Genomic DNA, 22,466 nt, shown 5'->3' with positions numbered 1-22,466 from the left:
AGGTCCTCACCAGACCGGGATAATACCAATTTCCTCCTAAAGTAAATACATCTTGATTTTGAAGGCACTTATCCCCTGCAACTGTGGCATGCGTGCCATATGGGGCGCTGACGGGCAGGCGGTGGACCGCTCCCATCGGCCACCGCCGCGACCGGATGCCAGCGCGCCGCCCGGCATCGTCAACCACCGCCCCCGCCGCTGCCGGTAAGCAAGCCTCAACGGGGCATCGATTATGATGCGAAGGCATGACGGCAGCGCTCCCCTATCACTTTTTGCTGCTTCCCGGGCTGGGCGACGACGCGGGCCATCACGTCCGCACGTTGGTAGCGACGCTGGAGCGGTTCGGCAGCGTCCACCAGCTGCGCAGCGTGCCGGATCTCCGCATGGCGCTGCGGACTGCCGGGACCTTCGCCGCCTTGCTCGATCTGCTCGAACCCGCTCTGTCGGCGACGCCGACGGCGCGGCGCGTCGTGCTGGTCGGCTATTCGATCGGCGGGACGCTCGCCTTCGCGCTCGCCGACCGGCTGGCGCGCCGCGGCCGCGCGCCGCACCTGGTCATCATGATCGACAGCAGCGCAGTCTATCCACCCGCCGCACTGAGCCTCGCGCAGGATGTCAGGACCGAGCTGGCGCGGGGCTTGCGCTATATCGTCATCAACCTGCCGACGATGCTGGCGATCCGCGGCGGCCTGTTGCGCGTCGCCCGGGCGTACGTGCGGCTGGGGAACAGGATCAGCCCCAAGCATATCAACGGATCACGGATGCGCCTCCTCGTGCATTATTGGGTGGATGCGATCACGGGAACGACCCTGCCCGATTATGGCGGGCGCGTGCTGCTGTACAAGGCGGCCAAGCACCGGCCGCGGATCACCGCGGTCGATCTCGGCTGGAGCCGGTTCGCCGCGACCTTCGAAATGAGGCGGATGCCGGGCGATCACTGGACGATCCTCAAACAGCCCGAATTGTACGACGATCTTGCCGACCTGCTGCACGACCGACCCGCGAGCGGCGTTTAGTCGACCGGCTGGAGCGCCGCGGTCAGCAGCCGTTCGATCTTGCCGAGGCCGTCGTGCCCCAATTGGACGCTCGCCGTTCCGTCGGACGACTGCACCAGCCGGCGTTGCGCCAGCACCCGCAGCCAGCGCTGCACCGAGTCGACCGGCAGGCCGGTCGATCCGGCGACGTCCGCGACCAACGCCAGCCGCCCCTCGGCCTCGGCGAGATAGAGGTCGAGCAGGATGAGGCCGGGGAAATCGCCGAACAGCTCGCGGCCGAATTCCTCCATCTTGAGGCTGTAGAGGTGCTTGAGGCGCAGCGCCGCCTTCCACATGCGCAACGGCGTGTCGCGCGGGGCCTCATCCTCGCGCCACGACAGCGTCGAGACCAGATGCCCCGCCGCATCGAAGCGCGAGACGAGCAGGTCGACCTCGACGGTGGTGCCGTCGGGGCGCCAATAGCGCTTGCGCAGCCGGGTCGGCGCCGCCTTGTCGACGAGGCTACCGAGCATGTCGGCGCTCTTGTCGAGATCCTCGGCGACGGTGATCGACCGATAGGAGGCGCCGATCAATTCGGCATGCGGCCGTTGCAGCAGGCGGCAGAAATTGCTGTCCGCGACGAGTATCGTTCCCGCCGTGCTCGAGACACAATGCGCAACAGGCATTCCGAATCCTATGGTGCCGGCCCCCGTGCCGCGGCGGGTGCCAGAGTATCGTGGTAAAGCAGCATCTTAGTCCATAACCGATTATTCTTCGCGGCGATATGGGCTTGGGGGGCACGACGCACCCGAACGGCGGCTGCGTTCGTTCCAGCCGCCGGTGCCTGTCGCACCTTCGCGCCCAGCAAAGGACATGCCGCATGACGGACCTCACGCTCCACGATCTGTCGAAGAAGATGGCCAAGCTCGATTTCGCGATGATGGCCACCCGCTCGGCGGCCGGCGTCATCACCGCACGGCCGATGAGCAACAATGGCGACGTCGACTATCACGGCGAAAGCTATTTCTTCTCCTATCAGGATTCGCGCAAGATCGCCGACCTCAGCGACGATCCGCACACGACGCTCAGTTACACCGGCGCGGCCGGGATGCTCGGCGGGCCGCCGCTGTTCGTCGCCGTCGAAGGCCGCGCCGCGCTGATCGAGGACCGTCAGGCGTTCGCCGACCATTGGACCAAGGATCTCGACCGCTACTTCCCCGACGGCATCGACACGCCCGGCATCGTGATGATCCGCGTCGACGCCGCGCGCATCCGCTATTGGGACGGCAGCGACGAGGGCGAGATCACGCCCTGACGCGGCCCGGCGGCCTCACGCCACCTGACTGAACTCCGCATCCTCGGCATCCGGGCCGCCGCTGGTCAGATCGAGCGCGAAGCCGCGGACGCGCGCCTGCTGGTCGAGCACCGATCCCGGTCGGGGTTTGCTCAGGGTCGCCACTTTGGTGCCCTTGACGGCGAGGCGGCGTGGCGTGGCGGCGACCACCGCCTTGCGCGTGACCCTGGCCTTGGTCAGGCCGGTATCGTCGAACCGGAAGAAGGCGATCGTCTGCTGCAACTCCTCCGCCTGGTCGGCGAGCGTCTCCGACGTCGCAGATATCTGTGCTGAGGCCGCGGCATTCTGCTGCGTCACCTCGTCGAGCTGCTGGATCGCCAGATTGACCTGATTGGCGCCGAGGTCCTGTTCGCGGCAGGCGGCGCTGATCTCGGCGACCAGTTCGGCGGTGCGGCGGATGTCGGGCACCAATCGGGTCAGCATGTCGCCCGCCTGGGTGGCGGCGACGACGGTATCGGAGGAGACCGAACCGATCTCCGCCGCGGCGGCCTGGCTGCGCTCGGCGAGCTTGCGCACTTCGGCAGCGACGACCGCGAAGCCCTTGCCGTGATCGCCGGCGCGCGCCGCCTCGACCGCGGCGTTGAGCGCGAGCAGGTCGGTCTGGCGGGCGATCTCCTGGACGATGCCGATCTTCTCGGCGATCGTGCGCATCGCCTGCATCGCGCGATCGACCGCGACGCCGCTGTCCTCGGCATCGCGCGCCGACTGGCGCGCGATCTTCTCGGTCTGCGCGGCATTGTCGGCATTCTGTTTGATGTTGGCCGCCATCTGCTCCATCGATGCCGACGCCTGTTCGGCCGCCGCGGCCTGTTCGGTCGCGCCCTGGCTCATCTGCTCGGACGAGGCGGACAATTGCATGCTGCCCGCCGCGACCTTGTGCGCCGCCTCGCCGATGCTGTGCACCACGGAACGCAGGCGGCCCGACATGGTGTTGACGGTGGCGACCAGATCGCTGATCTCGTCGTTGCCGGTGACGCGCACCTCGCTTTGCAGATCGCCGGCCGCGACCGTCTCGATCGCCTGCCCGGTGGTGCGCAACCCCTGCGCGACCATCCGCGACAGCCAGAAACAGCCGACGAACCCGATCAGCAACGCCAGCCCGGCGGTGACGAACAAGGTCCGCCGCGCCGAGTTGCAGAGCGCGTGCGTCTCGCTGTTCGCCTCGACCATCTGCGTACGCGCCTGATCGACGATCTGGTCGGCGATGGCGACCAGCGCATTGACCAGCAGGCGCGACTGATTGACCGACAGCGCGCCTGCCTCGGCATTCCTGTTGGCGAGCGCGAGCGTGCGGACCTGATCATGGACCGGCAGGAATTCGGCCCATTTCGCCTGCGCCTGCTGCCATAGCGGTCGTTCCTTGTCGGTCGCGCCGGCAAGGCCGCTCGCGAGCAGCTTCTGCGCCTCGTTGCGCGTCGTCATCAGGTCGGCATCGAGCTGCCGCATCTGCGTCACATCGTCGATCAGCGCCAGATTCTTCTCCTGGCGGACGACGATATTGGCTTTGATGACGAACGATTGGGCGATCTCCAGCCGTCTGGCCGGGCCGTGGACGAGATCGTCGACCGCGCGGTCGAGCGCATCCATCCGGCTGATGCCGATCCAGACCACGCCGACCAGCAGCAGCATCAGGACGGCGAAGGTCATCGCCATCTTCACCTTGATCGTCGCGCGCATGTTCGTTCCTCAGCCGTAACAATATAGGCATTGTAGGCTGGGAACGGTCATCCCACGTGGCCGAACTCCGCATCCTCGGCATCGGCACCGCCTGGGGCTAGATCCAGCGCGAACCCATGAACGCGCGAGGGCTGGTCGACGAGCGCCGTGGACTTGCGCAGTCGTGCGGTCCGGGTGCCCTTGATCGCAGGGCGCTTGGCGATGGCGGGCACCTTGCGCGCACGCGTCCGGGTGAGGATCGACCGGGCCTCGGGCAAGCGGAAGAAGGCGATGCTGTGCTGCAGTTCCTGTGCCTGATCGGCGAGCGATTCCGATGTCGTCGAAATCTGCTCGGAGGCGGAGGCGTTCTGCTGCGTCACCTGGTCGAGCTGCTGGATCGCCTGGTTGATCTGCGACGCGCCGATGTCCTGCTCGCGGCAGGCGGCGCTGATCTCGGCGACCAGTTCCGCGGTGCGGTGGATGTCGGGGACGAGCCGGACCAGCATGTCGCCCGCCTCGGTCGCCGCGCCGACGGTGTCGGCCGACATGCCGCTGATCTCCGCCGCAGCGGCCTGGCTGCGTTCGGCGAGCTTGCGGACCTCGGCGGCGACGACCGCGAAACCCTTGCCGTGATCGCCGGCACGCGCCGCCTCTACCGCAGCGTTGAGCGCCAGCAGATCGGTCTGGCGGGCGATCTCCTGCACGACGCCGATCTTCCCGGCGAGGGTGCGCATCGCACCCACCGCCCGCTGCACCGCCGCGCCGCTGCGCTCCGCCTCGCTCGACGACCGGCGTGCGATCGTCTCGGTCTGCGCGGCATTGTCGGCATTCTGTTTGATGTTGGCCGCCATCTGCTCCATCGACGCCGACGCCTGTTCGGCCGCCGCGGCCTGTTCGGTCGCGCCCTGGCTGACCTGATCGGCAGTGGCCGAGAGCTGCTGGCTGCCAGCGGAGACCTGCTCGGCCGCGCCGATCGTGTCCCCGGCGACCGCGCGGAGCCGCGCGACCATGGTTTTGAGCGCGATGCCAAGCCGGTCCTGGTCGGACAGCGGCATGTGGTCGCCAGTCAGGTCGCCGTCGGCGATCCGGTCCGCCAGCGTCGCGGACCGGCGTAGATTGGCGGTCATCGCGTTGACCGTCTCGATCAGGTCCTTGATCTCGTCGTCGCTGGTGATCGTCACCGTCTGGTCGAGATCGCCGATCGCCACCGCGTCGAGCGCGACGCGCACGCGCGACAGGCCGAGCGAGACGATGCGAGAGATCCACAATGCGCCGGCGAGCGCCAACAGGGTCGCGATCGTCGCAGCGGCGATCATGCTCGCCCGCGCACCGACATAGGTCTGCGCCGCCTGTTCGCGCGCCGTGCGCATGAACTCGTTCTGCAGCGCGACGATCTGGTTGGCGGTATCGATCATCTCGGCCGCCGCCTTGCCGGATTCGGTGATCGAGATACGCGCCGCCTCGTCATTCCCATTGGCCCGCGCGAGGGCGCGGACGCGGTCGTTGACCGTTTTGAAGGCAGACCATTCCTCCCTGATCCGCACCCACAACGGCCTGCCGCGTTCGGTCGCGATGCTGCTGCCCTGCGCGATCAGCTCCTCGACCGCACGGCGATGCTGGTCGATCTGACCGTCGAACGACCGCTTCAGCACCTCGTCGTCGGTCAGCGCCATGTTCTTTTCGAAGCGGACCACCGTATTCATCTCGATCACGCCCTGCTGCGAGATGTTCAGCCGATGCACGGGTCCGTCGATCACCCCCGTCATCGTCGTATTGAGCAGGGCGACGCGGGTGACGCCAATGCCGGCCATTATTAACAGCATGAGGATCAAAATGCCGAACGTCGTGACCAGCTTCACCTTGATCGTCGCGCGCACGTTCGTTCTCCGGCCGTAACCAATGTAAGACATTGTAGGCTGGGAAGCGCATCACTCCATGCGGCCGAACTCCACATCCTCGGCATCGGGGCCGCCGGTGGCGAGGTCGAGGGTGAAGCCGCGCAGGCGCGACGACGGGTCGATGCGCGTGCCGGCGCGCGGCGCCAGCAGCCGCGCCGCCTTGGTGCCCTTGATCGCGGGGCGCTTCACCGGCACCGGCGCCGGCCGGTGCGCGACGCTGCGGGTAGGACGCACCGCATCCTCGGGCAGGCGGAAGAAGGCGATGCTATGCTGCAATTCCTCCGCCTGGTCGGCGAGCACGCCCGCGGTCGAGGAGATCTGCTCGGAGCCGGAGGCGTTCTGCTGCGTCACCTGATCGAGCTGCTGGATCGCCTGGTTGATCTGCGAGGCGCCGATATCCTGTTCGCGGCAGGCGGCGCTGATCTCGGCGACCAGCTCGGCGGTGCGGCGGATTTCGGGCACCAGCCGGGTGAGCATCTCGCCCGCCTCGGTCGCCGCACCGACGGTGTCCGACGACATCGCGCTGATCTCCGCCGCGGCGGTCTGGCTGCGCTCCGCCAGCTTGCGCACCTCCGCCGCCACCACCGCAAAGCCCTTGCCGTGGTCGCCGGCGCGTGCCGCCTCGACCGCGGCGTTGAGCGCGAGCAGGTCGGTCTGGCGCGCGATCTCCTGGACGAAGACGATCTTCTCGGCGATCGTCCGCATCGCCCGGACGGCGCGATCGACCGCGACGCCGCTGCGCTCCGCCTCGGTCGACGACTGGCGCGCGATCTTCTCGGTCTGCGCGGCATTGTCGGCGGTCTGTTTGATGTTGGCCGCCATCTGTTCCATCGATGCCGAGGCTTCCTCGGCCGCCGCGGCCTGTTCGGTCGCACCCTGGCTCATCTGCTCGGCGCTCGACGAAAGCTGCTGGCTGCCGCTGGCGACCTGGTCGGCCGCGCCCGAGACGTTGCCGGCGAAGCTGACGAGCGACTCGACCAGCGTGTTGATCGCGTCCTTCATCCGCTGGTGATCGCCGTCGCAGTCGATCGCGACGCGTTCGAGCAGCGAGCCGGTGCTGACCAGATCGAGCACGCGATTGCCCTCGCCGATCGGCAGCAGGATCGCGTCGAGCATGCCGTTGACGCCCTGGATCAGCCCGGCGAAATCGCCCCTGAAGCGCGCCGCGTCGCCGCGCTCGCGCAACTGGCCGGCGGTCGAGGCGACGATCAGCCGCTGGATCTCGGCGATGATCGCGCGCAAATTGGTGCGCAGCAGTTCGATCGTGTCGTTGATGAACGCCTTCTTGCCGGGAAAGGCGTCGAGCGGCGCATCGAAATGGCCCTGACCGAATTGCTCGATACAGGCCATCGCCTGCTTCTTCACCGCGATATGGCCGGCGACCATCGTGTTGATCCCCGCCGCCATGGTCGCGAAATCGCCGCGGAAGGCGTCGACGGGCACGAACACGTCGATGTCGCCCTTGTCGTGCTCGGCCGACATCCGGTTCATCTCGGCGATCAGCCCCTTGAGATTGCCGCGCAGCTGCTCGATCGTGTCGTTGAGGAACGCCTTCTTGCCCGGGAAGGCGTCGAGCGGCGCCTCGAAATCGCCGTCGCCGAAGGCAGCGACACAGGCCATCGTCTTCTTCTTGGCGGCGATATGGCTGGCGACCATGTAATTGACGTCCTGCGCGGCGATGCGCAGGTCGCCAACGAAGTGTGCGGCGGGCAGCACGACGTCGATGTCGCCGCGCTCATGCTCGGCGGACATGGTCGCGACCGCATCCTTGAAGGCGCCGACCGGCGCAGTCGCCGCGTCGAGCATGGCGTTGATCTCGTTCAGCAACTCGCGGACCTCGCCGCTGCCTGCCGCGGCGTCGCCGCGCTCGGTCAGGCGGCCTTCGGCGAAGGCGCCGCGCAGGCGACGCACTTCCGCGACCGCGGTCTGGATATGAGCCGAATCCTTCAACGAGAGATAGGGTCGCATGACCAATTGCCTTTGATACGGAGGAAAACGTCGGACAACAGACCGGCATGATGCGTCGCGGGCCGCCGCTGGTGAGGCGGCCACCGTGCGCTGCCGGCAACGAAAACAGCCTCGCCGGGTCATGGCGGGGCAGGCATGTCAGGCGGCGCCGAAGACAGGCAAACCGCAGGTTATTGCGTCCCATTATCATGACGCCATATTCGAACATGTGAAACGCGAAACAAAGAAACAGGAAAACGCTGGATCACGCATATGTCCGATATGGATTTAAGATCGAGTTAATGGGTCCGGCCGGTGATCCGATCCTTTCCGCCCGTATTATTCATGCAACACACGTTCGCCGATACGTTATGGTCGGCGCATGACGATGACGACGACACGCCGTACGCTCCTGATCGGCGCAACCGCCGGAGCCATCACCAGCGGCGCCGGGGCGGCCAGGCGCGCGTCCCCGGCGTTCCGGTTGCAGCCGTGGCTGGCGCTCGCCGCGGTGCCGGGGGCGAGCTGGGCATGGCTCGACGGCGCGACGGTGACCGCGCAGGCCGAGGGCGACGCCCGCGCGGGCGTCCCCGCCACTCCCGAGACGCTGTTCGAGGCGGCATCGCTGTCGAAGCCGGTGCTGGCCGCCGCGGTCCACGCGCTCGTCGGCGACGGCAGGATCGACCTCGACGCGCCCGTCGCGCGCCATGTCGACTTCACCCGCGATGCCGCGACCCGCGCCATCACCCCGCGCCATTTGCTGTCGCATGCCGGCGGCCTGCCGAACTGGCGCACCGATGCGGGCAGCGACCTCGTCAGCCGCTTCGCGCCGGGGTCGGCGTTCCGCTATTCGGGGGAGGGGTTCGTCCTGCTCGGCCGGCTGGTCGAGGCGGTGACCGGGCGCACCGCGGCCGAGGTGGTGCGTGATCGCGTGCTCGTCCCGGCCGGGATGACGCGCAGCCGCTACGGCTGGACCGCGGAGCAGACACCGGCGGTCGCCTGGGCACACGACGCCGACGGGGAATTGCTGCCCGAGGCCGGGCCGGCGCATTTCGAGGCGCAACGGGCCGCCGGACCGCGCCGCCCGGTCGAGACGTGGACGCGCAGCGACCAGATCGCCGCGGCCGCCGCGCTCGGCAAGCCGCCGCTGCCGCTCTTCATGACGCCGAACATGGCGGCGGGATTGTGGACGACGGCGGGCGATTATGCGCGCTTCCTGCGCTTCGCGCGGCGCTATCCGGCGATGGACGCGCCGGCGGTGACGGTGGCGGGCGACCTGTCCTGGGGGCTGGGCTGGGGGCTCGAACGGTCGGGCGGACGGCGCTTCGCCTGGCATTGGGGCAGCAACGACGGCGTCGCCAATCTGTTCGTCCTCGATCTCGACCGCGGCACGGGGCTGGTGGTGCTGACCAACGGCGCCGGCGGCCAGCGCGTCTATGCGCGCGCGGCACGGGTCGGGTTCGCGCGCGAGTTCGATGCGCTAACCTGGTTGCAGCCGTAACCCGCGGCGATGCGGGGACAAGACGGGTGACGATCGCCGCGCCGGGAGATTAAGAGGGCGGCATGCCCGATACACCGACGCTCCCCCGCCGCGGCCGCCGCTGGACGCCGGCGCGGTTCCGCGCGCTGCTGCGCTCGCGCGGGCCGACCTCGGTGCGCTTCCGCCAGCGGATCGCGGTGATCACCGGCGCGGTCGCGATCGGCATCGTCGCGGTGCTGTTCGCCGAAGCCGCCGACGCGACCGCTTTGTTGTTCGACCGATACGTGCGGCGGCTGCCGTGGCTGCCGCTGCTGACCACGCCGCTGGGGTTCGTGGCGCTGGTCTGGCTCACCCGCCGCTACGTGCCGCTGGCGCGCGGATCGGGCATCCCGCAGGTGATGGCGGCGCGCGCCGACCCCGCCGCGGCGACCGGCAATCTGATCGCGGTGAAGACGGTGGCGGGCAAGGCGCTGCTGACGATGGGCGCGATCCTGTGCGGCGGCAGCGTCGGGCGCGAGGGGCCGACGGTGCAGATCGCCGCGGCGGTGATGGGGGTCAGCCACAGGCTGATGCGCGTGACGATGAAGGGCACGGTGGTGATCGCGGGCGGCGCGGCGGGTGTCGCCGCGGCATTCAACACGCCGCTCGCCGGCGTGCTGTTCGCGATCGAGGAACTGGCCGCAGCCTATGAGCAGCGGATGACGCTGATGGTGCTGTCGTCGATCGTCATCGCCGGCATGGTCGCGCAGAGCCTGACCGGCAATTACGTCTATTTCGGCGAGATCGGCGCGCATATGTCGCTGACCGCGGCATTGGTCGTGGTGCCGGTGGCGGGCCTCGCCGGCGGACTGGCGGGCGGATTGTTCGCGCGCGCGATGCTGGCGCTGGCGCGCGGCGGCAGCCGGCTGACGCGGTGGAGCAAGGCGCACCCCTTGCTGTTCGCTGGCCTGTGCGGGCTGGTCGTCGCCGGACTGGGCGTCGCCACCGGCATGACCTGGGGCACTGGTTATGGTGCCGCACGCGGGATGATCGGCGGGGTCGATGCGCCCTTGTGGTTCGGCCCGGCCAAGTTCGTCGCGACGCTGGCGACGGCGGTGGCGGGGCTGCCCGGCGGCATCTTCGCGCCGAGCCTCGCGGTCGGCGCGGGCGTCGGCAACCTGCTCCACGCGCTGTTCCCCGCCGATCCCACCGGCGCGGTGGTGATCCTGGGCATGGTCGCCTATTTCACCGGCGTGGTGCGCGCGCCGCTGACCGCGGTGATCATCCTGTCGGAGACGACCGCGAGCCGCGGGCTGATGCTGCCGATGTTCGCCGCGGCCTTCCTCGCCGACTGGGCGAGCCAGGCGGTGTGCCGCGAGAAACTCTACCACGGCCTGTCGGCGACCTTTTCACCGCATCAGGCGCCTTAGTGTATTATATTGGTGGCACACTTGTGGCGTGCCTGCTAGTATCGTCCTGCCAGTGCCTCTTTACCCTGTGCCTGGCGATCCTTTGATGGACTCCTCCGGCTGCCCCTCGTCCGGGGGGCAGCCGGCCTTTTGCCGCGGCCCTGCAATAATGTGCTTTTTCCGCACGTTAACCTTTGCGGTCTAGCGTGGAGGCAAGGACACGCCGCACAGGAGGGAGAGCGATATGGAGGAGCTTCGGCCGATGCCGCCCGGCGCGACGCCGCTGGCGATCCCGCCCGAGCTGGCGGCGAGCGTCGCCCGCCATCAGGAGCATCTCTCCGCGCTGATCGCCAGTCTGCGCGCGGCGGGCGTCGACGAGGCTATGGTCGCCACCAGCGTCCGCACGTTGGTGGACAGCTATGCCGACGAACTCACCGCCGCGTTGCGCGAGATGCTGAGGGGGCAGTTGCATGGATGACGCCCGGCTGCACGACGAGGATGCGCGCGTCGCCGCACTGCGCCGGCTCGACGTGCTCGACAGCGCGGCGGAGTCGCCGTTCGAGAAGATCGTGACGCTGATCCGCACCGTGCTGGCGGTGCCGATCGCGACGGTGACGCTGGTCGATCGCGACCGGCAATGGTTCAAGGCGGAGCGCGGCATCAACTGCCGGCAGACGCCGCGCGCGATCTCCTTCTGCACCCACACGATCCAGCAGCGCGAGCCGCTGATCATCGCCGATGCGCAGGCCGATCCGCGCTTCGCCGCCAGCCCTTTGGTCGTCGGGCCGCCCCATGTCCGCAGCTATGCCGGCATCCCGCTGCGCACCCCCGAGGGCTATAACGTCGGCGCGCTGTGCGCGATGGACACCGTCGTCCGCCAGTTCACCGCGGCCGAGATCGCGATCCTCGGCAATTTCGCCAATATCGTCTCCGACGAACTCGAGCTGCGCATGATCGCGCAGGTCGATCACCTCACCGGCGCGCTGACCCGCCGCGGCTTCGTCGAACAGGCGGAGCGCGAGATCGCGCGATCGTGCCGCTACGGGCGGTCGAGCACGTTGGTGATGCTCGACCTCGACCATTTCAAGGCGGTCAACGACACTTATGGCCATCCGATCGGCGACCAGGTGCTGCAACGCGTCGCCGAAGTCGTCGGCGTGACGCTGCGCCCGAGCGACGTGCTCGGCCGGCTGGGCGGCGAGGAATTCGCGCTGCTGCTCCCGGAGACCAACGGCGACGAGGCGATGGTCGTCGCCGAGCGGCTGCGCGGTGCGATCGCCGATCACCCGATCGCGCTCACCGACGGCCGCATGCTGCCGGTCAGCGCGAGCTTCGGCGTCGCCGCGCTCGGCCCCGACATCGCATCCTTCCCGGTCTGGCTGCAGCGCGCCGATACGATGCTCTATGCCGCCAAGGCGGGCGGGCGCAATTGCGTGCGCCTCGCGCCGGCGTAGCTTACCCGCCCGCGTCGAACGCGAGGCTGGCACTGATCCCCGACAGAAGCGCAAGCGCAGGGTCCTGCGCCTCCTCGCGCTCACCGCGCTCGGCGACGATCTCCGCCCGCGCGTCCATCGCCACCGTGACGAGCGCGATCGCCTCGTCGACGCTGAGCACGGACCGGGCGACGAGGCCGTGGATCAGGCTTTCGACCAGCAGCAGCGCCGCTTCGCCATGCGCGTCGGCAGCCGGCGGTGCAGCCCTGTCGAGGTCGAGATCGGGGGCGGGGTCGCGAGTGTCGTCGATCATGATGCGCGTCATCCGTTCCGGTCAGGCGCGAGCGTCTCATGCGTCTCGCAGCCGGCGGAGCCTGGGATATGGCCGACAAGGACATAGCTAGCAGGAATCGCGCCGGCTGCCTCATGCCTGTATCAATATTTGTATATAATTTTTGTATATAACTTTGAGCAATATTACATGCTGGGCTCCTGTGTGATGAAGCAGCATGACCAATCTCTTCGTCGAAAAATTACGCGGTTACTCGCCGCTCGACGAAGAGGACGTCGCCGGCCTGCTCGCGCTCACCGCCCGCCCGCGACTCGTCAAGACGCGGCACGACCTGATCCGCGAGGGCGATCGGCCCGGTCCGGTGTTCGTGATCATGGAAGGCTGGGCGTGCCGCTACAAGGTGCTGCCGAGCGGCACGCGGCAGGTGCTGGCGTTCCTGATGCCGGGCGACGCCTGCGATCTCCACATCGGCCTGCTCGCCGAAATGGATCACAGCATCCAGACGATCACGCCGGCGCAGGTGGTGACGATCGACCGCGTCGACATGGACCGGCTGATGGCGCAGCGGCCGGCGGTGGCACGCGCGATGTATATCGCGCAGCTCGTCGACGAAGGCACGATGCGCGCCTGGATCACCAGCATGGGCCGCCGCACCAGCATCGAGCGCGTCGCGCATCTGATGTGCGAATTGTACCTGCGCGCGCGCGACATCGCGATCACCGGCGAACAGTCGCTGGCGCTGCCGCTGTCGCAGGTGCTGCTCGCCGATGCGCTCGGCATGACCAGCGTGCATATCAACCGCGTGCTCAAGGAGCTGCGCGTCGCCGGCGCGATGACGCTCAACCGCGGCAGCCTGGAGGTCAGCGATCCCGCCAAGCTGGTCCGCATCGCCGGCTTCGACGATGGCTATCTCCATCGCCGCAGCAGAACCGCCTGATCCGGGAAACCGGTCGAGGCGATGACGCCGCGACCTCGCCAGCCCCGTTCCGTTACCCCGAACTTGATCGAGACTTCTGCAAAACTCCACCAGTGCTCCTGCGAAAGCAGGAGCCCAGGAGTCTCCGAACGCCATAAGACGTTGTTTTGCTTGGCTCTGGGCTCCTGCGTTCGCAGGAGCACTGCGCTGGTTTCCCGATGATCGGGACCTTCGCAGAGGTCTCGACCCGATCCGGGGTGACGAATGATGGGGCTTCGGCGATCATCAACACGCGGGGTGACGCGGCTAGGCTGGTATCGCCTCGATCGTCGCGGTGTCGGCGGCCGGGATGCCGTTCTCGCGATGGCGGAAGTCGCTGAGCGCCTTGTAGACCTGCAGCCGCGCGCGCATCACCCCGCCGAGCGGGCGATGCACCGCGAGGCTGTGCGCCGGGCGGAAGGTCATCACCTCGTCGAAATACCGGACGCGCTCGGGACCATAAGCGGCCTGACGCGGCAGCCGGATCGTCGCGACGGTGACATAGGCGCTGTCCTCGACCGGCCATTCCACGGACGTGTCCTCGATCGGCTGTGTCTCGGCATTCGCCCACAGCTGCGCGCGCAGCTCGAACACCGCGTCGTGCACGTCGAAATAGTCGACCGCGGCGTGGCGGAAGCCGTCCTCGTCGGCATGCGGGTCGAGCTGCCAGTCGTCGAGCGCCCGCTGCTCGGGCGCGACGGGGAAGGCGCCGAGCTTGGCGACGTAATCGCCGAAGCGGATCGGGCATTGGCTGAAATAATAATCGTCGAGCGGGTGGCTGAACGGATGGCCGTAGAAATCGAGCGTCGGGCTCGGCCCGCCGGTGACCGCGTTGAGCACCTTGTTGATGTTGCGCGCGAGCGACGAGGCGACGCTCTTCACGCCCTCGGGCAGCGGCGTCGCCGCGCCGATCTTGCCGGCCTGCGACAGGAAGCCCGCGGCGGTGCCGGCGGGGAAGGTGGTGCCGCTCGCCAGCACGAAATCCTGCGTCGGCGCGTCATGGCCGGGCAGTTTCTCGCCCTCGACGCCGAACACCTTGATCGCCATGCCGCGATGCGTCGAGACGCGGTCGCCGAGCCGCTCGCCCGGCCCCTGCGCGAAGCGCACCGCGACCTGGAACGTGCCGCCGCGCGCGAACAGGCCTTGCGCCAGTTCGGGCGGCAGGTCGTCGGCGACGGTGAGTTCGCCGATCACGCAGGCGGTGCTCTTGGCGTGGCTGGCGCGGACGGCATGGCCCTCGCGCTGTTCGACCGTCTGGCTCTCCTTGGTCATGCCGGCGATGATGCCGTCGATCGTCTTCTGTTCGTCGGGCTCGGGCGTCTCGATCCCGGGGGCGTAGCGCAGATAGGTCATGATTGCCTCCGGATCACTTGACGGGCGGGAAGGAGAACAGCTCGGTCTTGATCGACGCGGGCGCGCCCGGCGTGAACCAGTTGGTGTCCTGGATATGGCTGGCGGTGACGTACATCGTGCCGTCGCGCCCTTCCGAGAAGGTGTCGGGCCAGCGCAGCCGGCGGTCGGTCAGCACCGTCTCGACGGTCGACCCGTTGAGCCGCTTGATCGCATAATCGGTCGGCGAGGTGAGGTAGAGCACGCCCGCCTGGCTCATCCACAGGCCGTCGGCGACATGCGTCTGCGCGACGGTGGTCACCGCGGCCGCGCGGTCGGCCTCGCTGACTTCGGGGCGTAATTTGGCGGTGTCAATCGCGTAGAGCGTCTTGCCGGTCAGCGCCTGGTAATACAGCGTCTTGCCGTCCTTGGAGATGGCGATGCCGTCCGACGCGAACGCCGGCTGGCGGCCGTCGGGACGGACCAGCGGCTTGCCGTCGATCGCCACCTTCACCGTCTTGTCGATCTGCGTCGAGGCGTGGCCGTCGAGCGCGCGGAAGCTCTTGCCGCTCTCCAGATCGACGACGATGATCGCGCCGCGCGTGCCGGAATCGGTGATGTAGCCGGTCTTGCCGTCGGGCGAGAAGCGGATGTCGTTGAGATAGGTGCCCTGCAGCGCGACGTCGCCGGGGACCGCGATCACCTTGGTGACGCGGTTGCCGGCGAGGTCGATGCGGACGAGCTTGGGCGCGCCCTCGAGGATTTTCTCATTGCCCGGCGCGCCGGGGTCGAGCACCCAGAGGTTGCCGTGGCCGTCGGGAACGATCGATTGCACGCAGACGAAATAATCGCCGACCGGCAGTTCGTTGGCGCGCGCGTTGCGCCAGCTGTTCCACTTGGCGTCGGGATAGGGGCGCAGCGAGCCGTCCTTCATCACCTCGGCGACCGAGATTGGCGCATCGTCGGTCCAGCGCGGGAAGTTGACGAAGCGGCGGCCGTCGGCGGTCACCGCGACGCCGGTCGCCTGATGGTCGAATTGCGCGACCTGGGTCAGGCGGCTGTCGCGCCCCTGCGCCTGGGCGACGCCGACGGCCGCCGCGGCGACGAGGCCGATCGCGGCAATACCGGCGGCAAAGGGGGCGACTTTCTTCATGGGCAAACTCCGGTCGATACTATCGGTGAGCGCGGCGGGATCGCCGGCGAACAGGTTGAGCAGGTGGCGCGCGACCGCATCGGGGTTCTCGCGCTGCGGAAAATGGCCGACGCCGGCGAGATGGACCTTTGCGAACGGGCCGGTGAATTTGGCGGGAACGTCCTGCGACGCGCTCGGCGGATTGATCCCGTCGGCGTCGCCCTGGATGTACATCGCGGGCAGCGACAGCGTGCGCGTCGCCTTGACCTTGTCCTCGAGCCACTGGCTGCGCGGATCGGGCTCGGCCTCGTCCCAGCGCGCGCGATAGCTGTGCAGCGTCACGTCGACCCAATCGGGATTGTCGAACGACCGCGCGACGCGCGCGAAGGTCGCCTCGTCGAACCAGCCGGGCGGCGACCAATTGACCCAATGGATGTGCGCGAAGCCCTTGCGGTCGTCGCGCACCGCCTGCGCGCCGCGCGCGGTCGCCATGAACCAGTGATACCATTGCCGCTGCGCCTGTTCGAACGGCGGGGTCGGCATACCGCCGAGCCGCGGCGGGGTCGACAGCATCGCCAGCCGCACGATCCGCTCGGGCCAGCCGACCGCGAGCGCCTCGGCGGTGTTCGATCCCCAGTCGTGGCCGGCGACCGTGAAGCGCGCGATACCGAGCGCATCCATCAGCGCGATGGCGTCGATCGCCAGCATCGCGCTGTTGCCGGTGCGCGGCGCCGCGGCATCGGCGAAGCGGGTGGCGCCGAAGCCGCGCAGGGTCGGCACGATCACGCGGAATCCCGCCTCGGCCAGCACCGGTGCGACCGCGTCCCAGGTAGATGCATCGTCGGGCCAGCCATGTATCAGCAAGATCGCGGGCGCATCGCGTTCGCCCAATTCGCGATAATCGATGATCAGATCATCACGGGCGACCGTCGGCATGGCGTTCTTTCTGTTACGTTACCGCCGACAACCGTCGATCAACTCGCGCGTTCCGATTTTAATATGAATCAATAAAACATATTGGCCGGGAACGACGGGCCAAGGCTGCCGTTCTGGCCGCTACACCCGCCATCGGCGCACGGCCGGTTCGCCCCCGGCAGGAAAGGCCGCATCATGGCTCCGCAACGGTATCGTCCCCCGCACGACTTCGGCCTCGGCGGGGTCGCGATCGGCAACGAATTCCAGTTCGCCACCGACGACCAGGCCGAGGCGACGCTGGCCGCCGCCTGGGATGCCGGCGTGCGCTATTTCGACGTGTCGCCCTGGTACGGGCTCGGCCTCGCCGAGCGGCGCTTCGGCCGCTTCCTCGCGCGCAAGCCACGCGACGAATTCGTCCTCTCGTCCAAGGTCGGCAAATTGCTGCGCGCCAGCCGCGACCATCAGGCGAAACGCTATTTCCCGTTCACCAACTCGCCCAATACGCCGCATTTCGATTACAGCGCCGATGGCGTGCTGCGCTCGATCGACGACAGTCTGCAACGGCTCGGGCTCGACCGGCTCGACATCGTCTTCGTCCACGACCTGTCGCCCGACAACGATTTCCTGCCCGACGATTGGGAGGCATTGTGGACCGTCGCGGAGCGGGGCGCCTTCCCGGCGCTGACCCGGCTGCGCGAGGAGGGCGTGATCGACGGCTGGGGGATGGGGGTGAACTGCCCGCAGCCGATCCTGCGCTGCCTCGAGGTCGCCGACAGCGACGTGCATCTGCTCGCCAGCCAATATTCGCTGGTCGATCACGCCAATGCGGTCGAGCAGGTGCTGCCCGCGGCGCGCGCGGCGGGGGTGAGCTTCGTCGTCGGTTCGGCGCTCAACGCCGGCTTCCTGGGCGGCGAACCGCGCTACAATTACGGCGCCGACAATATGGTGATTGCCGCCGACAAACGCGACAAGCTCGCGACGTTGCGCGCGGTCGCGGGGCGGCACGGCGTCGATCTCGTCGCAGCGGCGCTGCAGTTCAGCCTGGCGCCCGACGTCGCCGCGGCACTGATCGTCGGCACCGCCAGCCCGGCGCATATCCTCGCCGACCATGCCGCGTTGCGGGCGAAGATCCCTGCCGGCTTCTGGGACGAATTGCGTGCGACCGGCGTGCTCCATCCGGACGCGGCGGTCCCGCCGGCATGATGCCGATCCCGGGCGAACACGGCCCCCGTCGTGTTCGCCCGGGATCGGCCGCACCTCAATGGACCGCGACGCCCTCGTCGACGAGCCCGAAGCTTTCCTCCAGCGTGGCGATCGACATGCTCAGGTGAGCCGCCGGCAAAGCCAGCCCCATCCGATCCATGATCATCAGGGCACGTTCCATCAGGGACAAAGCTTCGAAACTGTCGGTCATCGTTCGTATCCATTGGCCCGGGCTAGGGCTGAGCGGCGCCTACGCAACATAAGCGCCGCCTACCAACGAACTTAGCCAATGATTGTAAGTGATTGCGTGATGAACCGATGATAGCTTCGTCATGATTAACATCATCGTAAGCATGTAAACGCCAAACAACTTGCAGAGGCAAGACCTTTCGCCACCCTGATGCGGCAAGATCATTGTCCGATCCCTCTTATGCTCTCAATCGGGTCATGACGATTTATCAGGCCCCAGTCCCTTCTGCACGCCGTGGCATTGACCGGCCAACATACGGTCCATATACGAATCGTATAGCCGAAAGGGACGAAGAAATGGGTATCGTCAAGATCGACGACGCACTGCACGCACAGGCGCGCCGCGCCAGCACGACGATGTGCCGCTCGATCAACGCGCAGGCCGAATTCTGGATGAAGATCGGCATGCTCGCCGAGGCCAATCCGACGCTGTCGTTCAACGATATCGTCGCCACGCAGCTGTCGGTCCGCGCGGCGGCAGCCGCCTGATGGTCAAGACTCCCGACGAACTGGCGCTGATGCGCATTGCCGGCCGGCTGCTCGCCTCGGTCTTCGAGATGCTCGACGCGCAGGATCTCGCCGGCATGTCGACCCTGCAGATCAACGACATGGTCGAACGCTTCATCACCGTCGACCTCGCCGCGCGGCCGGCGAGCAAGGGCCAATACGGCTTTCGCTTCGTGCTCAACTGCTCGATCAACCAGGTCGTCTGCCACGGCGTCCCCGACGCCGACGAGATCGTCCGCGACGGCGACATCATCAACCTCGACATCACGCTGGAGAAGAACGGCTTCATCGCCGATTCCAGCAAGACCTATCTGGTCGGCGACACCCCCGCCGCGGCGAAGCGGCTGGTCCGCGTCGCGCAGGAGGCGATGTGGGCGGGGATCCGCCAGGTCCGCCCCGGCGCGCATGTCGGCGACATCGGCTTCGCGATCGAGCGCCATGCCCGCCAGAACGGCTATTCGGTGGTGCGCGAATTCTGCGGCCACGGCATCGGCCGCGACATGCACGAGGAGCCGCAGGTGCTCAATTTCGGCCGGCGCGGCGCGGGCGTACGGCTGCGCGAGGGCATGACCTTCACGATCGAGCCGATGGTCAACCAGGGCAGCCGCAGGGTCTCGACCCGCGACGACGGCTGGACGGTGGTGACCGACGACGGCAAGCTCTCCGCGCAATTCGAGCACACCGTCGCGGTCACCCACGACGGCGTCGAGGTCCTGACCCTGCGCCGCGACGAGACGCAGGCGGGGTAGGGGACGGCGCCGGGCTGCCCGGTCGGCGTACCTGCGCTCGATCCGCCCCGACCCGTCAGCTCAGACCTGGTCCTTCAGGTCGAGGATCGGATGCCAGGTACACGACGTCGACGTGAGTTCGACGGCGCTCGAGCAGATTCGCCCGGCTTCCGCTATGTTCGCCAGCGTCGCTGTACGCCCTGGCTCGAGGATCACGATCTTGCGCCGGCCCGCGCTTTCCAGCGCGAAGTGGCAATTGCCGGTGCTGCTTGTCACGCAGCGGACTTGCAGAAGATGGCGATTGCCATCGTAATCGGTCGCCGTGGCGAGCTTCGTACCGGGATGATAGGCAAACGACAGCCTGAGATCCGGCCGCGGCAATGCCGCTGCCGTCAAAGCGACCGCGCCAAATATGGTCGCAGCCACCAATGATCGCCGGATCGAAATCATAAGCCCCCCATTCCAATCGAAAGAGTGATCGGACTCGACCGGTTTGTCGAGCGTGATGACTGCATCGCGCAGCCGCCATTCAGGTGGTGCGGTCTATCGCCGCGGGATCAGGATTTGATGGAGCGAATGATGACCGTGCTGATCACCGCTTTGGCCTTGGCCGCGACCGGCGCGGGCGTGCAGATGCCGGCGCGCGACTATCCGAGTTGCGACCTGCGCGCGCAGCATGCGCTCGTCGGCGCGCCCGGTGGATCGATCGGGGACCGGGGGCAGGCGCATGTCGCGCTGCGCGCCAACATCCTGCAGGCCGACATCGGCAACGCCCGCAAGGCACGCCGGCTGACCCAGCCGCAGGCCGATATGCTGTGGCAACGCGTGGAGCGCGTGCGTCACGGCAGTGATGGCTTCACGCAGCAACAGGGCTTCCTCAGCGCAGGCGAACGAGCCTCCTACGATCGCGCGCTGGACGCCGTCGCCACCCGCCTCTGCCGGCGGTGATCCACCGCGGCCGCGCTCAGCCGCGGGCGAAGATCGTCGCCGCGCCCGAGGCGACCGACGCGAGCCGGGCGACCGCGGCGTCGTAAGCGGCGGGCATCTGCGACATCACCGCCATCGCGCGATCGATGTCGTTGAGACTGCCCCGCGCGGCATCGTGATCGTCCGCGCCATGCTGCCGCTCGGCGCGGCGCAGGATCGCGCGCACCTCGTTGGCGAGCGCACGCGCGTCATTGGCGAAGGCGGCGTCGTCGGCGCCATCGTCCGGATGCGCCGCAGCGCCGCGCCGGCCGGCCTCGCTGCGCGTCCGGGTCGCGGTGCCCGCGGCGGGGGTCACCTGCGCTTCGCTGCGGGCGGCGTTGCCGGTCGCGCCGGCGGGGTCCTGCGGCACGTCCTCGGCCGGCGCGGGAGTCGGCGTCAGATTGGCCCCGCCGACGATCGTGACCTCGGTCCCCTGCACCGCGAAGGCGGTGCCGCCGGCCCCGACATATTCCTGCACCGCTTCGGCCAGTTCGCGCGCGATCTGCGCCGCGGCCTGGGCGAGCTTCTCGGCATCGGCGGCATGGAGCAGTTTGAGCAGGTGCAGCCGCGTCTTCAGTTCGCCGATCCTGGCGGCCGCACGCGCCTTGCCGCCATCGCTGCCGCTGCGCCGTACCGCGTCCAGCGTCGCCAGCGCCTCGCTCGCGGCCTGCGCCGTGCCGTCGGCCGATCCGATTCCCGGGGCCTCGGTCGCGGATAGCGGTGCGACACGGTCATGCGGGATCGGAGCGATCGCCGTCAGCGTGGACCTGGCTAGCTTCATGGACCGTCACCCCATCGTCACCCGTCCATTATAGCGGGATCGCCGTGCCCGCGGAAACGCGCCCCCTCAGACCGTCCCGTAGACGTCGCGCCCGCCCGCGGCCGCGCCCGCGGCGAGATTGGCGCGCGCCTGTTCGATCGAGGCGGTCGTCTCGTCGCCCTTGCCGACGACGATGCCGGCCGAGGCGGTGAGCGGCCCGATCACGTCGCCGCTGCCGCGCAGCTTCAGCCGTCGCGCGTGGAACGCGTCGAGCGCCTCCTCCGCCAGCGCCCGCGCCATCGTCAGCGCGACGTCGCGCAGCACGACGATGAATTCGTTGCCGCTCCACCGGATCAATTCCTCGTCCGGGAAGCTCTCGCGCAGCGTCGCCGCGAAAGCGCTGAGCACGTTGTTGCCGACCGACCGGCCATAACGTGCGTTGATCCCGACCAGCCCGTCGATCCCGAACAGGATCATCACATACGACCGTCCCGACAGCGCGACTTCGCGGAACAGCCGCTCCCCGCCGGCCTGGTCGAGCGCCGCGGTGAGCCCGTCGCGCTCGTGCCCGGCGACGCGCGGCGCGCCACCGGTGATCGCGTCGCGCAGCCGGGCGAGCTCGCCACGCAGATCGGCGAGTTCGCGCTCGGCCTGCGCCAGCCGCGCGACGATCGCATCCTGATCGACCGGCACGCGGCCACCCGCCGCACCGATATCCGCGCCGAGCGTGCGGGTGAGGTCGTGGGCGTCCGCGGCGAGCGATCCCAGTTCGTCCGCCTGCATCGCGACGTTGCGCTCGCGCCACGTGACTTCCGGCGGCCCGTCGCGACAGTAGCGGTCGATCAGCATCGTCGCGGCATCCGCGGTCAGCCGCAGCCCGCCGTCGGTATGCTCGTCGATGTCGCGCGCCAGCGGCGAATGCGGATTGGCGACGTAGCGGCTGGCGAGATCCTGATAGGCCGGACTCGGGTCCAGCCGATGCCGTTCGAGAAATGCCAGGGCCTCGCGGGCAAGGTCGAACGACGGCATCGTGACGGGTGCTTTCGATAGGACCGTTTTGGAGATAGGACAGTTGCCCTGACGCGAGATATCGTGCCCGGATGCGGCAGGCAACATCCTGGGTTATGGAAACATCGTGCCTGACACGACGGGCGGCGGGCAAGCCCTCATCCAGGATAGTGTAGCGGCCGTTCACCCTCTTTACGCGGCATCCTCCTTGATTGTCATACGTTTAGTCGAAGTCGCAGGCGCATTCCGCAGCGGCGGGGGCCTTCGACGGGCCGCAACGGGAGCATGACGT

Annotated in this window: 22 protein-coding genes; 11 read left to right on the top strand and 11 right to left on the bottom strand. The window is 68.2% G+C overall.

Annotated elements, in window-relative coordinates; genetic code table 11:
• Nucleotides 1-245 precede the first annotated feature (245 nt).
• Nucleotides 246-1,016, top strand: coding sequence for a thioesterase domain-containing protein (locus tag FFS23_RS05310; RefSeq protein WP_137897753.1), 771 nt, complete (start codon nt 246-248; stop codon nt 1,014-1,016).
• Here FFS23_RS05310 and FFS23_RS05305 read toward each other — a convergent pair.
• The gene (locus tag FFS23_RS05305) at nt 1,013-1,660 is read right to left on the bottom strand and encodes a PAS domain-containing protein (RefSeq protein WP_137897752.1); all 648 of its coding nucleotides are present in this window, start codon (nt 1,658-1,660) and stop codon (nt 1,013-1,015) included. The genes FFS23_RS05310 and FFS23_RS05305 overlap by 4 nt on opposite strands.
• Before the next feature lie 194 nt (nt 1,661-1,854).
• Here FFS23_RS05305 and FFS23_RS05300 point away from each other — a divergent pair, with 194 nt between their 5' ends.
• On the top strand, nt 1,855-2,289 hold the full coding sequence (locus FFS23_RS05300) for a pyridoxamine 5'-phosphate oxidase family protein (RefSeq protein WP_137897751.1): 435 nt from the start codon (nt 1,855-1,857) through the stop codon (nt 2,287-2,289).
• A 15-nt stretch (nt 2,290-2,304) separates the two neighbouring features.
• Here FFS23_RS05300 and FFS23_RS05295 read toward each other — a convergent pair whose 3' ends face one another.
• The 3 genes from FFS23_RS05295 to FFS23_RS05285 are packed head-to-tail and all read right to left on the bottom strand — an operon-like array spanning nt 2,305 to nt 7,850.
• Nucleotides 2,305-4,005, bottom strand: coding sequence for a methyl-accepting chemotaxis protein (locus tag FFS23_RS05295; protein ID WP_137897750.1), 1,701 nt, complete (start codon nt 4,003-4,005; stop codon nt 2,305-2,307).
• A 47-nt stretch (nt 4,006-4,052) separates the two neighbouring features.
• The gene (locus FFS23_RS05290; protein WP_137897749.1) at nt 4,053-5,861 is read right to left on the bottom strand and encodes a methyl-accepting chemotaxis protein; all 1,809 of its coding nucleotides are present in this window, start codon (nt 5,859-5,861) and stop codon (nt 4,053-4,055) included.
• 51 nt (nt 5,862-5,912) lie between these two features.
• Nucleotides 5,913-7,850 (bottom strand): methyl-accepting chemotaxis protein, encoded by a 1,938-nt coding sequence (locus tag FFS23_RS05285; protein ID WP_137897748.1) that lies wholly within the window; start codon nt 7,848-7,850, stop codon nt 5,913-5,915.
• Nucleotides 7,851-8,211: 361 nt separating this feature from the next.
• Between FFS23_RS05285 and FFS23_RS05280 the strand changes: the two genes are divergently transcribed.
• The 4 genes from FFS23_RS05280 to FFS23_RS05265 all read left to right on the top strand — a co-directional run bounded on the left by FFS23_RS05280 (nt 8,212) and on the right by FFS23_RS05265 (nt 12,151).
• The gene (locus FFS23_RS05280) at nt 8,212-9,330 is read left to right on the top strand and encodes a serine hydrolase domain-containing protein (RefSeq protein WP_137897747.1); all 1,119 of its coding nucleotides are present in this window, start codon (nt 8,212-8,214) and stop codon (nt 9,328-9,330) included.
• A 62-nt stretch (nt 9,331-9,392) separates the two neighbouring features.
• Nucleotides 9,393-10,718, top strand: coding sequence for a chloride channel protein (locus FFS23_RS05275; RefSeq protein WP_137897746.1), 1,326 nt, complete (start codon nt 9,393-9,395; stop codon nt 10,716-10,718).
• Nucleotides 10,719-10,941: 223 nt separating this feature from the next.
• A complete protein-coding gene (locus tag FFS23_RS05270) occupies nt 10,942-11,175 on the top strand; it encodes a hypothetical protein (protein WP_137897745.1) in 234 nt (77 codons plus the stop codon).
• Nucleotides 11,168-12,151, top strand: coding sequence for a GGDEF domain-containing protein (locus tag FFS23_RS05265; RefSeq protein ID WP_137897744.1), 984 nt, complete (start codon nt 11,168-11,170; stop codon nt 12,149-12,151). The genes FFS23_RS05270 and FFS23_RS05265 overlap by 8 nt, the downstream gene beginning before the upstream one ends.
• A 1-nt stretch (nt 12,152) precedes the next feature.
• Here the strand turns inward: FFS23_RS05265 and FFS23_RS05260 are convergent, their stop codons facing one another.
• Complete coding sequence (locus FFS23_RS05260; RefSeq protein WP_137897743.1) at nt 12,153-12,443, bottom strand: hypothetical protein; 291 nt, start codon at nt 12,441-12,443, stop codon at nt 12,153-12,155.
• 196 nt (nt 12,444-12,639) lie between these two features.
• Here FFS23_RS05260 and FFS23_RS05255 point away from each other — a divergent pair, with 196 nt between their 5' ends.
• On the top strand, nt 12,640-13,359 hold the full coding sequence (locus FFS23_RS05255; RefSeq protein ID WP_041394135.1) for a Crp/Fnr family transcriptional regulator: 720 nt from the start codon (nt 12,640-12,642) through the stop codon (nt 13,357-13,359).
• Nucleotides 13,360-13,644: 285 nt separating this feature from the next.
• Here FFS23_RS05255 and FFS23_RS05250 read toward each other — a convergent pair whose 3' ends face one another.
• Nucleotides 13,645-14,730, bottom strand: coding sequence for a catalase family protein (locus FFS23_RS05250; RefSeq protein WP_137897742.1), 1,086 nt, complete (start codon nt 14,728-14,730; stop codon nt 13,645-13,647).
• 13 nt (nt 14,731-14,743) lie between these two features.
• The gene (locus FFS23_RS05245) at nt 14,744-16,774 is read right to left on the bottom strand and encodes an alpha/beta fold hydrolase (RefSeq protein WP_137897741.1); all 2,031 of its coding nucleotides are present in this window, start codon (nt 16,772-16,774) and stop codon (nt 14,744-14,746) included.
• Between the two features lie 174 nt (nt 16,775-16,948).
• Here FFS23_RS05245 and FFS23_RS05240 point away from each other — a divergent pair, with 174 nt between their 5' ends.
• Entirely contained in the window at nt 16,949-17,956 is a 1,008-nt protein-coding gene (locus FFS23_RS05240) for an aldo/keto reductase (protein WP_249340531.1), read from the top strand.
• A gap of 55 nt (nt 17,957-18,011) precedes the next feature.
• On the opposite strand, the gene FFS23_RS20015 is transcribed toward FFS23_RS05240, so the two are convergent.
• Nucleotides 18,012-18,167: a hypothetical protein gene (locus FFS23_RS20015; RefSeq protein WP_171009366.1), complete on the bottom strand. Its 156-nt coding sequence runs from the start codon at nt 18,165-18,167 to the stop codon at nt 18,012-18,014.
• Between the two features lie 335 nt (nt 18,168-18,502).
• Between FFS23_RS20015 and FFS23_RS05235 the strand changes: the two genes are divergently transcribed.
• Both FFS23_RS05235 and map read left to right on the top strand, forming a co-directional pair.
• Nucleotides 18,503-18,694: a ParD-like family protein gene (locus FFS23_RS05235; protein WP_041394142.1), complete on the top strand. Its 192-nt coding sequence runs from the start codon at nt 18,503-18,505 to the stop codon at nt 18,692-18,694.
• Nucleotides 18,694-19,461, top strand: a complete 768-nt coding sequence (gene map, locus FFS23_RS05230; protein ID WP_137897740.1) for a type I methionyl aminopeptidase — start codon at nt 18,694-18,696, stop codon at nt 19,459-19,461. The genes FFS23_RS05235 and map overlap by 1 nt, the downstream gene beginning before the upstream one ends.
• A 60-nt stretch (nt 19,462-19,521) precedes the next feature.
• Here the strand turns inward: map and FFS23_RS05225 are convergent, their stop codons facing one another.
• Nucleotides 19,522-19,890 (bottom strand): hypothetical protein, encoded by a 369-nt coding sequence (locus tag FFS23_RS05225; protein WP_137897739.1) that lies wholly within the window; start codon nt 19,888-19,890, stop codon nt 19,522-19,524.
• Nucleotides 19,891-19,914: 24 nt separating this feature from the next.
• On the opposite strand from FFS23_RS05225, the gene FFS23_RS05220 reads away from it, so the two are divergent.
• Complete coding sequence (locus FFS23_RS05220; RefSeq protein ID WP_212742912.1) at nt 19,915-20,388, top strand: hypothetical protein; 474 nt, start codon at nt 19,915-19,917, stop codon at nt 20,386-20,388.
• Between the two features lie 16 nt (nt 20,389-20,404).
• Here FFS23_RS05220 and FFS23_RS05215 read toward each other — a convergent pair whose 3' ends face one another.
• On the bottom strand, nt 20,405-21,187 hold the full coding sequence (locus FFS23_RS05215; RefSeq protein ID WP_137897738.1) for a hypothetical protein: 783 nt from the start codon (nt 21,185-21,187) through the stop codon (nt 20,405-20,407).
• Between the two features lie 66 nt (nt 21,188-21,253).
• Nucleotides 21,254-22,195, bottom strand: coding sequence for a diguanylate cyclase domain-containing protein (locus tag FFS23_RS05210; protein WP_171009365.1), 942 nt, complete (start codon nt 22,193-22,195; stop codon nt 21,254-21,256).
• Between the last annotated feature and the right edge of the window lie 271 nt (nt 22,196-22,466).

The sequence above is a fragment of the Sphingomonas sp. 2SG genome (assembly GCF_005503285.1).
Taxonomy (GTDB): Bacteria; Pseudomonadota; Alphaproteobacteria; order Sphingomonadales; family Sphingomonadaceae; genus Sphingomonas; species Sphingomonas taxi.
The sequence above is the reverse complement of the archived record's forward strand: the minus strand, read 5'-3'. Positions and strand labels throughout refer to the sequence as shown.